Here is a 10902-nt window from a genome sequence, read left to right as displayed (position 1 = left end):
GGGCTCGGCGGCGACGCGCTGACCCTCGGCGGACTGGCCGGCGGCGTCGGCCCCGGCGAGGTGTGGCGGGCGGTCGTCGACGCCGCGGCCGACCAGGCGCTCGCGCTGCACCGGGCGATGGACGACGTCGTCGGCCCGGGCGACCGCGTGGTCGTCACCGGCGGCTGGCGGCACAGCGCCCAGGTGATGCGGGCGAAGGCCGCCCGGTTCGGGCGGCTGCAGGCGTCCGAGGTCGAGGAGGCCGGCGCCCTGGGCGCCGCCGTGCTGGCCGCTCGCGCGGTCGGCGCGCTCGGGCCCGACGAGCTGCTGGGGGCACCGTGAGCGACCGTCCGCTGTTCGCCGACGAGCGCCAGTCGGAGGTGCTGCGTCTGCTCACGGCAGAGCGGCGCGTCGAGAGCGCCCGGCTGGCCGAGCTGTTCGCGGTGAGCGCCGAGAGCGTGCGCAAGGACCTCGCGCAGCTGGAGGCGCGCGGCCTGCTGCGGCGGGTGCACGGCGGCGCCGTCCCCGTGGCGCGGCAGTCCGACGAGGTGCAGGTCGGCGAGCGCACCGGCCGCGCCACCGAGAAGTCGGCGATCGCGCGGCAGGCGCTGCACCTGGTGCCGGACGGCGGCACCGTGCTGCTCGACGCCGGCACCACCACGCTGCGGCTGGCCGAGCTACTGCCCGCCGACCGCGACCTCGTCGTCTACACCAACTCGCTGCCGGTGATGTCGGCGCTGCTGGCCCGCGACGTCGGGGTGGTGAGCCTGGGCGGGCGGGTGCGCCGCGAGACCATGGCCTCGGTCGGGCCGCTCACCGTCGAGGCGCTCGCCGGCATCAACGTCGACGTCGCGTTCCTCGGCACGAACGCGCTGTCGTTCACCCGCGGCCTCACCACGCCCGACGTCGACGAGGCGCAGGTCAAGCACGAGATGCTGGCCGCGGCGCGGCAGCGCGTGTTCCTCGTCGACTCGGGCAAGCTCGGCACCGAGAGCCTGGCCAGGCACGCCGGGCTCGACGACGTGGACGTGCTGGTCACCGACGCCGGCCTGCGCCCGGAGCACCGCCAGCAGCTGGTGGCGGCCGACGTCGTCGTCGAGGTCGCGGGGGAGGGGACGCCGTCGTGATCACCACCGTCACCGCCAACCCGAGCCTCGACCGCACCCTGCACCTGCCGCGCCTCGAGCCGGGCCGGGTCAACCGGGCCACCCGCACGCTGGTCGAGCCGAGCGGCAAGGGCGTCAACGTCGCGCTCGGGCTGCACGGCGCCGGCGTCTCGGCCCGCGCGGTGCTGCCGGTGGGCGGCGCCTCGGGCACCGAGCTGGTCGGGCTGCTCGACGCCCTCGGGCTGGCGCACGTCGACGTCCCGGTGGCCGGCGCCGTCCGCAGCAACGTCTCGCTGGTCGAGGCCGACGGCCGCACCACGAAGGTGAACGAGCCGGGCCCGACGCTCGCGCCCGACGAGGTCGCCGCCCTGCTCGACGCCGCGCGGGCCTCGAGCGCGCGCGGCGAGTGGGTGGTGTGGGCCGGCAGCCTGCCCGGCGGGTTCTCGCCGCAGCGGCTGGCCGACGCCGTCGCCGACGCCCGGGCGGCGGGACGCCGGGTCGCCCTCGACTGCTCCGGGCAGGCCCTGGTCACGGCGCTGTCGCGGGACGGCGAGCAGCTGCCGCACCTGGTGAAGCCGAACGCCGAGGAGCTCGCCGAGCTGGCCGGCCGGCCGCTGCCGACCCTCGGCGACGTGCTCGACGTCGCGGGCGACCTCGTGCGCCGCGGGGTCCGCACGGTGCTGGTCAGCCTCGGCGGCGACGGCGCGGTGCTGGTCGACGCCGACCTGACCGAGCCGCTGCACGGCCGCGCCCAGGCCGGTGCCGTGGTCAACACGGTCGGGGCGGGCGACGCCTTCCTCGCCGGCTGGCTCGCCGCCGCCGACGGCGGTGCCGCACCGGCCGACGCGCTCGCCGCGGCCCTGCGCTCCGGAGCCGCTGCGGTGGAGCACGAGGGCACCCTGCTCGGCACGCCCGACCCGCGGCGTCCGGTCTCGATCGGGCCGGTGCACCGCGACCAGCCCGTCGCTGCACACTAGTTAACCGTCAACGAAGAGCACAGGAGAGCCGTCATGCCCCAGATGCGCCGCGTGGTCGTGCACGCCGACCGGATCACCGTCGACCAGGTCGAGCAGCCCGAGCCGTCGGCCACCGAGGCGCTGGTGCGCACGACGGTGAGCGGCGTCTGCGGCTCCGACACGCACGCCGCGCACGGCCAGCACCCGTTCATCGAGCTGCCCTACCAGCCGGGCCACGAGGTCGTCGGCGTCGTCGAGGCCGTCGGGGCCGACGTCACCGCCGTGCAGGTGGGGCAGCGCGTCACGGTCGAGCCGACGCTGGTCTGCGGGCACTGCAAGAGCTGCACCACGGGCAACGAGAACATCTGCGAGAACCTCGAGTTCTTCGGCTGCAACTGGCCGCAGGGCGGCATGGCCGACCGCTTCACCGTCGACGCCGCCCGGCTGCACGTGGTGCCCGACGACCTCGACGACACCGCCGCCGCGCTCATCGAGCCGCTCTCGACGCCCGTGCACGCCATCCGGCTCGCCGGCGGGGTCGAGGGCCGCACCGTCGCGATCCTCGGCGCCGGCACCATCGGCCTCCTCGTGCTGGCCGCCGCCCGGCACCAGGGGGCGCGGCGGATCGTCGTCACCGACGTGCTGCCGGCCAAGCGGGAGCGCGCCCTGCGGATGGGCGCCGACGCCGCCGTCGACGCCGCCTCGTCCACGGTCGTGTCCGACGTCCGGCACGAGCTGGGCGAGAGCGCCGACGTCGTGCTCGACTGCGTCGCGATCCAGCGCACCGTCGACCAGGCGATCCAGCTCGCCGACAAGGGCGGCACCGTGGTGGTCGTGGGCGTGCCCGTCGGCGACGTCACGATCCCGCTGCCGATCGTGCAGGACCACCAGATCCGCATCCAGGGCGCGGCGACGTACCTGCCCGAGGACTACGCGACGTCGATCGCGATCCTGCAGGCCGGCGGCGTGCCCGTCGACGAGGTCGTCACCGCCACCCTCCCGCTCGACGACGTCGCCGAGGCCTTCGCGCTCAGCGGCACCGCCGACCAGGTCAAGGTGCTCGTCCGCCCCTGACCCCCCCGCCGAGATGCGGGTACCGGTTCAGTCGAGCGCCGTGGGGTGAACCGGTGCTCGCAGCTCGGCGCGGGTCCGGGGGCGGCGGCGGAGCAGGTCGTGGGCGCCGCCGGCGGTGACGAGGGCGACGGCGGCGAGCGCCAGGGCCTGCTGCCACGGCGTCCAGCCGAGCGGGCGCATCGTGAGGTGGGCGAGCAGCGTCGCGACGAGCCCGCGGCCGATCACGGCGACGGCCCCCACCAGCAGCGTGTCGTGGCGCGGGCCGGGGGAGCGGGCCAGCAGCGCGAGCAGCACCACCACCCCGGACAGCCCGACGGCGTACGACGACACCAGCGCGGGCGTGCGGTCGGGCACCGCGGCCACGAGCAGCGCGCCGCCGAGCACGCACGCGACGGCGCTCACCCGGCAGGTGACGAGCCGTCCGTGCCGCACCAGGAAGGTCCGCTTGCCGAGCAGCGCGTCGCCCCGGACGTCGCGCACGTCCTTCAGGAGCAGGCGGCCGATGACGGCGGCGTACAGCCCGCCGAGCAGCAGCGCGTCGTCGCGGGTGACCTCGGCGCGGGCGGCGAGCAGCCCCACCAGGTAGGGCACGGCGACGACGTTCAGCGGCAGCGCGAGGGAGGCCACCGCACCGCGCGCCGAGAGCCGCAGCGGCGGCAGCGAGTACGCGGCGCCGACGAGGGTGCCGGCCACCAGCACGGCCAGCGGCAGCGGCCCGAGCAGCGCCGCGGCGGTCAGCGCGAGCACCCCGCCGACGACCGCCACCACCACGAGGTCGCGCGGCACCGCACCGCTGGCCAGCGGACGCCGCCGGTCGCCGGCGAGGTTGACGCGGTCGACCTCGGCGTCGGCCAGGTCGTTCAGCACCACCGACACCAGCAGGTACCCCACGGTGGCGACCAGCACCCCGGCCACGAGCGGCAGGTCGGCGACGCGCGAGGCCCGGCCGTGCTGCGCCAGCCCGAGCAGCGCGTACGAGCCCAGCAGCAGCACCAGGGCCGGCCGCGCCATCAGCACCACGAGCCGCACCCGGGCCGCGAGCAGGCTCACTTGCTGTCCGCCCAGCTGTTGATCGCCAGCATGAACAGCAGCACGCCGGCGACGGCGACCAGGCCGCAGACGCCGAGCACCACGGCGACCACGATGCCCGCGACGCGCCACGCGCTGCGGCCCCTGGGGGCACCCGGATCGGGCTCGCTCACGGCCTGCTCCCTCGCTCGGCGGAACCGCCAGGGTACGGATTTCACCGAGCCGGTGGGAGCCGTGTAGGCTCCTCGCCGTTGCCCCAATAGCTCAGTCGGCAGAGCGTCTCCATGGTAAGGAGAAGGTCTACGGTTCGATTCCGTATTGGGGCTCGACAGCCGCTGCCCGCCGAAGGCAGCGGCTCCTGGCGGGGTAGCTCAGGTGGTTAGAGCACACGACTCATAATCGTGGTGTCGCGGGTTCGAGTCCCGCCCTCGCTACCCAGGGTCCGAGGCGCACGACGCCCGGGCCCTTCGTCGTCCGCGGGGCGACTGGGTGGCTGACAGAGGCAGGGCGCGATCGCATCTGTCCTGCCGGCGTACGCTGGAGCGGTGACGACCGCCGGCGACTCGCGCACCGCGCGCTACGGCCTGGGCTTCGCTCCCGACGGCCTCTACCTCGCGCAGGAGCTGCTGAACAGCGGCCTGCCCGGCGACGTCGACGCAGACCCGCTGACCTCGCTCGCACCCGCTCGGGCGTGGCTCACCGCGGCGACCACCGAGTGGGCCGCTCGGGCAGGCCGACCTGCGCCCGACCTGTCCCTGAGCGAGCGTGACCTGCCGAGAGCGCGTCGGCTGCGCGACACGGTGCGGGCCTGGCTGGACGGCGGGGACCCGGCGTGGGAGTCGTCACCGGTCGCCGTCGGTCTCGTCGCGGACCGCCGCACGGCGTACGGCCCGGCCTCCGGCGGCGCGGCGGGGCTCGAGTCCCTGGTCGCCGTCGAGCTGCTGCTCGCCGACCGCGCCGACCGGCTGCGGCGGCTGAAGGTGTGCGCCAACCCCGAGTGCGGGGCCGCCTTCTACGACGGCTCGCCGAACGCCAGCCGCCGCTGGCACGACGTGCGCACCTGCGGCAACGTCGCCAACCTCCGGGCGTCCCGTGCGCGGCGGGCGGCGCCCGCCTGACGCGTCTCGCGACCCGCCCCGTCGGCCCTGCAGGTCGGGGTGGCCGAACAGGCCGGGCAGGCCGCCGGTGTGCACGAACACCACGCGTCCCACCGGCAGGGTGCCCGCAGCGGCGGCGGCGACGAGTCCGGCCATCGCCCGCCCGGTGTACGTCGGGTCGAGCACCACGCCCTCGGTGCGCGCGGCCAGGGCGAGGGCGTCGCGCGTCGCCGACGTCAGGTGGTCGTACCCGGCACCGATGTGGGTGTCGTCGACCTGCAACCCCACGGCCGAGACGCCCATCGCGGTGACGAGCCCGACCACGGTCGCCCGAGCGTCCGCGACGGCGCCGGTCGCGACCCCGAGCACCCGCGCCGTCCCCAGCGCGGCGACCAGCCCGGCCATCGTGCCGCCCGACCCGACGGCGACCACCGCGAGGCCGAGGTCAGGTACCTGGGCGAGCAGCTCCTCGCCCGCCTGCCGATAGGCCTCGGCGCTCGCCGGGCTGGTGCCCCCGAACGGCACGAGGTGCGCGCCGCGTCGGGCGGCCTCCTGCGCGGCGACGTCGCCGGCGGCGCGCCCACCGGCGAACAGGACCTCGGCGCCGAGCAGCTCGTCGAGCAGCAGGTTGCCGCGCATCCGCGGCGGCCGCTCGCCCTCGAGCACCAGCACGCACCGCAGCCCGCACCGGGCGGCGGCGGCGGCCGTCAGCCGGGCGTGGTTGCTCTGCGGCGCACCCGTGGTGACCACCGTGTCGGCGCCGGCCGCCAGCGCCTGCGCCAGCGTGACCTCGAGCTTGCGCACCTTGTTGCCGCCGCCGGCCAGGCCCATCAGGTCGTCGCGCTTGAGCAGCAGCCGGTCGGGGGACAGCCCGAGCGCCTGCGCCAGCCGGGGCGCGGCCTCGACGGGGGTGGGTCGGGAGAACAGGGAGAGCGCCGCCGGGAGCGGGTGACCGGTCACGCCGTCAAGCCTCGCATGACATAGACAAAACCGATAAGCCTCTGTCACGGTGGTGCGACCAGCCCCGTCACCAGGAGGACCGCATGACCAGCAGGCTCACCGGCACCGTCGCGCTCGTCACCGGCGCGAGCAGCGGCATCGGCGCGGAGACCGCTCTCGCGCTCGCCGCCGCGGGGGCCGACGTCGCCCTCGTCGCCCGGCGTCGCGACCGGCTCGAGGCGCTCGCCGACCGCGTCCGATCGCTCGGGACGAAGGCGGAGGTCGTCGAGGCCGACGTCACCGACCGTGCCCAGGCCGTGGGTGCCGTCCAGCAGGCCGTCACCGCGCTCGGCCGGCTCGACACGGTGGTGAACAACGCCGGCGTGATGCTGCTCGGACCGGTCGAGGGGGCCCCGGTCGAGGAGTGGGACCGGATGATCGCGCTCAACCTGCAGGGGCTGCTGTACGTCACGCACGCCGCCCTGCCGCACCTGCTCGAGGCGGCCGCGGGGTCGAGGGCCACGGCGGACGTGGTGATGGTCAGCTCGATCGCGGGCCGCTCCGCCCAGGCCGGGATGGGGGTCTACAACCTGACGAAGCACGGCGTCGGCGCCTTCGCCGAGTCGCTGCGCCAGGAGGTCGCCGGCCGGCACGTGCGGGTCTCGCTCGTCGAGCCCGGGCCCGTCGCCACCGAGCTGTTCACCCACATCCGGCCCGAGGTGCTCGAGGCCGGCCGCTCGGCGTTCGCCGGCACCCCGCTGCTGCAGGCGGGCGACGTCGCCGACGCCATCGCCTTCGTCGTGACCCGGCCGGCCCGCGTCGTCGTGAACGAGGTGCTGCTGCGTCCCGACGGCCTGGCCTGACCGGCCGCGACGCCGCACGACCCGGGCTGCGGGTCGTGCGGCGGCGTGACAGGCTCTGCGGACCGGCCGACCGGTCGGCCGGTCCGACGGCGAGACGGGTGACGTGAGCGGCACGGTGCGGGTGGGGTACGCCGCGATCCACCGGGCGCTCGCCGACCGGGGCGTCAAGAGCCACGGCCGGTTCATCCTGCGCAGCTACTCCTCCGAGCGGTTCCGCTCGACGCTGAAGGCCAATCTCGCGGGTCTGCTGACGATGCTCGAGTGGGACGTCGAGCACGGCCTGCTCGTGCACCGCGTGTCGTCGCAGCTGGTGCCGTTCGGCGCGCACCCGGTGGTCGACGTCGACTGGGGCCGCGACTTCGCCGGCCAGCTCGCGGAGATCGGCACCTTCGTGCGGCACCACGGCATGCGGCTGTCCTTCCACCCGGGGCAGTACACGCTGATCAACTCGCCCGACGAGGACGTGCACCGCCGCGCCGTCGACGACCTGCTGTACCAGTGCCGCGTGTTCGACCTCATGGGCCTCGACACCACGCACAAGGTGCAGATCCACGGCGGCGGCGCGTACGGCGACATGGCGACCTCGCTCGACCGCTTCGTCGCGCGCTACCGCGAGCTGCCCGACGTCGTCCGCGCCCGGCTCGTGCTCGAGAACGACGACTTCGGCATCACCTACCGCGAGGTGCTCGACCTCGCCGACCGCACCGGCGTGCCGGTGCTGCTCGACAACCTGCACCTCGACGTCACCGACCCGGACGTCGGCACCCGGGCGGCGCTCGCGGCCGTCGCGCCGACGTGGGGGCCGGCCGACGGCGTGCCGCTCGTCGACTACAGCTCGCAGGACCCCGAGAAGCGGGTCGGCGCGCACGCGGTGTCGCTCGACGTCGACCACTTCACCCGCTGGCTCGACGACGTGGGCGACCGCGACCTCGACGTCGTGCTGGAGATCAAGGACAAGGAGGTCAGCGCCCTCGCCGCGGCGGCCGTCGTGGCCGGGCACGGGTAGGCTGGGCCTGCACCGTTTGGAGCGTCCCGGGGTCCTCGCGTACCCTGGACCGGTTGCCTTCCGATCGTCTGTCCTGAGAGAGCGAGCAGTCCCGTGGCCAGCAAGAGCGCCGACATCCGCCCGAAGATCACGCTGGCGTGCACGGAGTGCAAGGAGCGCAACTACATCACGCGCAAGAACCGTCGCAACGACCCCGACCGGCTCGAGCTCAAGAAGTACTGCCGTCGCGAGCGTCGCCACACGGTGCACCGCGAGACCCGCTGACCTCAGCACCCCGCTCCGGACGACGACGGCCGCCACCTCCCTGCGAGGTAGGCGGCCGTCCGCCGTCCGGGTCCACGCGCACCACCCCCTCGAGAGGCAGCAGCATGGTCAACGCCGAGTTCGCCGGGCGGGTCTACCCGCCGATGGCGCCGTACGAGGTGGGCCGGGAGAAGATCCGCGAGTTCGCCGAGGCCGTCGGCCCGCAGCCCGCGCACGTCGACCCCGAGGCGGCCCGCGCGCTCGGCCACCCCGACGTCATCGCGCCGCCCACCTTCGCGGTGATCGTGGCGCAGCGTTGCGACGCCCAGCTGGTCCAGGACCCCGAGGCGGGCATCGACTTCAGCCGCGTCGTGCACGGCGAGCAGACCTTCCGCCACCACCGGCCGATCGTCGCCGGCGACCGTCTCGTCGCCACCCTGCACGTCGACGCGGTGCGCTCGGCCGGCGGCCACTCGATGGTCACCACCCGCAGCGAGATCGCCGACGAGGCCGGCCAGCCGGTCTGCACCGCGACCTCCACGATCGTCGTCCGCGGCGGTGACGCGTGAGCGCCCCCCGGTTCGACGACGTGCAGGTCGGCGACGTGCTGCCGGCCCAGGCGTTCGAGGTCACCCGCGCCGACCTGGTGCGCTACGCCGGCGCCTCGGGCGACCTCAACACGATCCACTGGAACGACCGCGTCGCGCGCGAGGTGGGCCTGCCCGGCGTCATCGCCCACGGCATGTTCACCATGGCCACCGCGGTGCGCGTCGTCGTCGACTGGGTCGGCGACCCCGGCGCCGTCGTCGAGTACGGCGTGCGGTTCACCAAGCCGCTGCCGGTGCCCGACCCCGGCTCGGCCCGGCTCGACGTCACCGGCACGGTCGCGGTGAAGGACGACGCCGCGCGCACGGTGCGCGTCGACCTCACCGCCACCACGCCCGGCCCCGACGGCGCCACCGTGTCGGTGCTCGGCCGCGCGCGCGCCACCGTCCGGCTGCCGTGACGACCACCGCCGCCCGCCCTGCGGCCACCGTGACCCGCGCGCGCACCGCCGTCATGGCGGTGTTCCTGCTGAACGGCCTGGTCATGGCGTCGTGGATCAGCCGGGTGCCGGCCACCCGCGACCGGCTCGACCTGTCGGCGTCGCAGATCGGCCTGGTGCTGCTCGCGATGAGCGGCGGCGCGGTGCTGGCCCTCCCGCTCGCCGGCACCGTCGTGCACCGGTTCGGCCCGCGCGGCACCGTGCGCGCCGCGGCGCTGCTCTGCACCGCCGGCCTCGCGCTGTTCGGCCTCGCCCCGTCGGTGTGGCTGCTCGTGCCGGGCCTGTTCTGCATGGGCGTCGGGTCCGGTACCTGGGACGTCGCGATGAACGTCGAGGGCGCCGAGGTCGAGCGGCGGCTGGGCCGCGCGATCATGCCGCACTTCCACGCGCTCTTCAGCGTCGGCACCGTGGTCGGCGCCCTGCTCGGCGCGCTGCTGAACCACCTCGACGTGCCCACCCCGGCCCACCTGGTGCCGCTCGCCGTGCTGGTCGCGGTGGCCACGCTGTGGTCGCTGCGCGGGTTCCTGCCGGACGCCGAGGTGCCCGACGAGCACGCCGACGACGCGGCGACCTCCGGGCCGCGGATGCGGGCGATCGACGCCTGGCGCGAGCCGCGCACCCTGGCCATCGGCCTCGTGGTGCTGACCTTCGCGTTCACCGAGGGCTCGGCGAACGACTGGATGGCGCTCGCGCTGGTGGACGGCTACGACCTGTCGAACTCCCAGGGCGTGCTCGGCTTCGCGGTCTTCGTCACCGCCATGACCGTCGGCCGGCTGCTCGGCACGCGGCTGCTCGACCGGTTCGGCCGGGTGCCGGTGCTGCGGCTCACCGCCGCGCTCGCGGTGGTCGGCCTGCTGCTCGTGGTCGTCGGCGTCTCGCCGTGGCTGGCCGGCGTCGGTGCCGTGCTGTGGGGGCTGGGCGCATCGCTCGGGTTCCCGGTGGGCATGAGCGCCGCCGCCGACGACCCCCGGTACGCGGCGGCGCGGGTGAGCGTCGTGTCGTCGATCGGGTACACCGCCTTCCTCGCCGGGCCGCCGCTCATCGGGTTCCTCGCCGACCACGTGGGCATCCTCGAGGCGCTGTGGGTCGTGCTCGCCGTGCTCGCGGTCGCCGTCGTCGTGGCCCAGGCCGCGCGCGAGCAGCCGCCGGCCGGGTCGTAGCGCCGTGCGGCTCGCCGAGCAGCTGCTCGTGCTGGTGCTCGACCCGTCGAGCGGCCGGCTGCGCCGCTACGGGCCGCCGCTCAACCTCGCCCTCGCCGGCGCGCTGCTGCGCGAGGCGCTGCGCACCGGCCTGGTGCGGCTCGGTGCCGACGGCCGGGTGGTGCCGGTCCCCGACGCCGACGGCGTCGACGGCGTCGACGGTGCTGCCGCCGTCGACCCGCTGCTGCGGCTGGTGCTGGGTGCGTCCGGCCGGGCGCCGCAGGGCCGGCCCGTGCAGCGCGTGGTCGCGAAGGTCGCCCCCGGCCTGCGCCTGCTGGTGCGCGACGAGCTGCTGCGCGACGACGTGCTGGTGCGCCTCCACCGCGTCGTCCTCGGGGTGCTGCGGCTGGGGCGCTGGGTGCCGGC

The 10902-nt window shown here is 75.6% G+C and carries 14 protein-coding genes, 2 tRNA genes and 1 pseudogene; 14 read left to right on the top strand and 3 right to left on the bottom strand.

What is annotated here, in order from left to right; all coding sequences use genetic code 11:
• From ACYVI6_RS16245 to ACYVI6_RS16230, 4 genes are all read left to right on the top strand, one after another.
• On the top strand, nt 1–321 hold a 321-nt coding region (locus ACYVI6_RS16245; protein WP_460447364.1), incomplete at its 5' end, for an FGGY-family carbohydrate kinase.
• Nucleotides 318–1106 (top strand): DeoR/GlpR family DNA-binding transcription regulator, encoded by a 789-nt coding sequence (locus tag ACYVI6_RS16240; RefSeq protein ID WP_460447363.1) that lies wholly within the window; start codon nt 318–320, stop codon nt 1104–1106. The genes ACYVI6_RS16245 and ACYVI6_RS16240, both read left to right, overlap by 4 nt.
• Nucleotides 1103–2062 carry a 1-phosphofructokinase family hexose kinase gene (locus ACYVI6_RS16235; protein ID WP_460447362.1) on the top strand — a complete coding sequence of 320 codons (960 nt, stop codon included), beginning with the start codon at nt 1103–1105 and terminating at the stop codon, nt 2060–2062. The genes ACYVI6_RS16240 and ACYVI6_RS16235 overlap by 4 nt, the downstream gene beginning before the upstream one ends.
• Nucleotides 2063–2095: 33 nt before the next feature.
• Entirely contained in the window at nt 2096–3115 is a 1020-nt protein-coding gene (locus ACYVI6_RS16230; protein ID WP_460447361.1) for a zinc-dependent alcohol dehydrogenase, read from the top strand.
• 27 nt (nt 3116–3142) lie between these two features.
• On the opposite strand, the gene ACYVI6_RS16225 is transcribed toward ACYVI6_RS16230, so the two are convergent.
• Nucleotides 3143–4165: a UbiA family prenyltransferase gene (locus tag ACYVI6_RS16225; RefSeq protein WP_460447360.1), complete on the bottom strand. Its 1023-nt coding sequence runs from the start codon at nt 4163–4165 to the stop codon at nt 3143–3145.
• Complete coding sequence (locus ACYVI6_RS16220; RefSeq protein WP_460447359.1) at nt 4162–4317, bottom strand: hypothetical protein; 156 nt, start codon at nt 4315–4317, stop codon at nt 4162–4164. Before ACYVI6_RS16220 ends, ACYVI6_RS16225 begins: the two co-directional genes overlap by 4 nt.
• A gap of 80 nt (nt 4318–4397) precedes the next feature.
• Between ACYVI6_RS16220 and ACYVI6_RS16215 the strand changes: the two genes are divergently transcribed.
• The 3 genes from ACYVI6_RS16215 to ACYVI6_RS16205 all read left to right on the top strand — a co-directional run bounded on the left by ACYVI6_RS16215 (nt 4398) and on the right by ACYVI6_RS16205 (nt 5262).
• A tRNA-Thr gene (locus tag ACYVI6_RS16215) sits at nt 4398–4470 on the top strand.
• Between the two features lie 34 nt (nt 4471–4504).
• A tRNA-Met gene (locus ACYVI6_RS16210) sits at nt 4505–4578 on the top strand.
• A gap of 111 nt (nt 4579–4689) precedes the next feature.
• Nucleotides 4690–5262, top strand: a complete 573-nt coding sequence (locus ACYVI6_RS16205) for a CGNR zinc finger domain-containing protein (RefSeq protein ID WP_460447358.1) — start codon at nt 4690–4692, stop codon at nt 5260–5262.
• Nucleotides 5263–5337: 75 nt separating this feature from the next.
• Here the strand turns inward: ACYVI6_RS16205 and ACYVI6_RS16200 are convergent.
• Nucleotides 5338–6201 (bottom strand): annotated as a pseudogene (locus ACYVI6_RS16200) (pyridoxal-phosphate dependent enzyme); the annotation flags it as partial.
• Nucleotides 6202–6284: 83 nt separating this feature from the next.
• Between ACYVI6_RS16200 and ACYVI6_RS16195 the strand changes: the two are divergent.
• From ACYVI6_RS16195 to ACYVI6_RS16165, 7 genes are all read left to right on the top strand, one after another.
• Nucleotides 6285–7043, top strand: coding sequence for an SDR family NAD(P)-dependent oxidoreductase (locus ACYVI6_RS16195; protein WP_460447357.1), 759 nt, complete (start codon nt 6285–6287; stop codon nt 7041–7043).
• 103 nt (nt 7044–7146) lie between these two features.
• The gene (uvsE, locus tag ACYVI6_RS16190) at nt 7147–8049 is read left to right on the top strand and encodes a UV DNA damage repair endonuclease UvsE (protein ID WP_460447356.1); all 903 of its coding nucleotides are present in this window, start codon (nt 7147–7149) and stop codon (nt 8047–8049) included.
• Nucleotides 8050–8142: 93 nt separating this feature from the next.
• On the top strand, nt 8143–8313 hold the full coding sequence (rpmG, locus tag ACYVI6_RS16185; RefSeq protein WP_460447355.1) for a 50S ribosomal protein L33: 171 nt from the start codon (nt 8143–8145) through the stop codon (nt 8311–8313).
• Between the two features lie 104 nt (nt 8314–8417).
• The gene (locus ACYVI6_RS16180; protein WP_460447354.1) at nt 8418–8861 is read left to right on the top strand and encodes an FAS1-like dehydratase domain-containing protein; all 444 of its coding nucleotides are present in this window, start codon (nt 8418–8420) and stop codon (nt 8859–8861) included.
• Nucleotides 8858–9298: a MaoC/PaaZ C-terminal domain-containing protein gene (locus ACYVI6_RS16175; RefSeq protein ID WP_460447353.1), complete on the top strand. Its 441-nt coding sequence runs from the start codon at nt 8858–8860 to the stop codon at nt 9296–9298. Before ACYVI6_RS16180 ends, ACYVI6_RS16175 begins: the two co-directional genes overlap by 4 nt.
• Entirely contained in the window at nt 9295–10497 is a 1203-nt protein-coding gene (locus ACYVI6_RS16170; protein ID WP_284289735.1) for an MFS transporter, read from the top strand. The genes ACYVI6_RS16175 and ACYVI6_RS16170 overlap by 4 nt, the downstream gene beginning before the upstream one ends.
• Nucleotides 10498–10501: 4 nt before the next feature.
• A partial coding sequence (locus ACYVI6_RS16165) for a GPP34 family phosphoprotein (protein ID WP_460447352.1) occupies nt 10502–10902 on the top strand: 401 nt, incomplete at its 3' end.

The sequence above is a fragment of the Angustibacter aerolatus genome (genome assembly GCF_054776675.1).
This window is presented reverse-complemented; position numbering and strand designations above follow the sequence as displayed.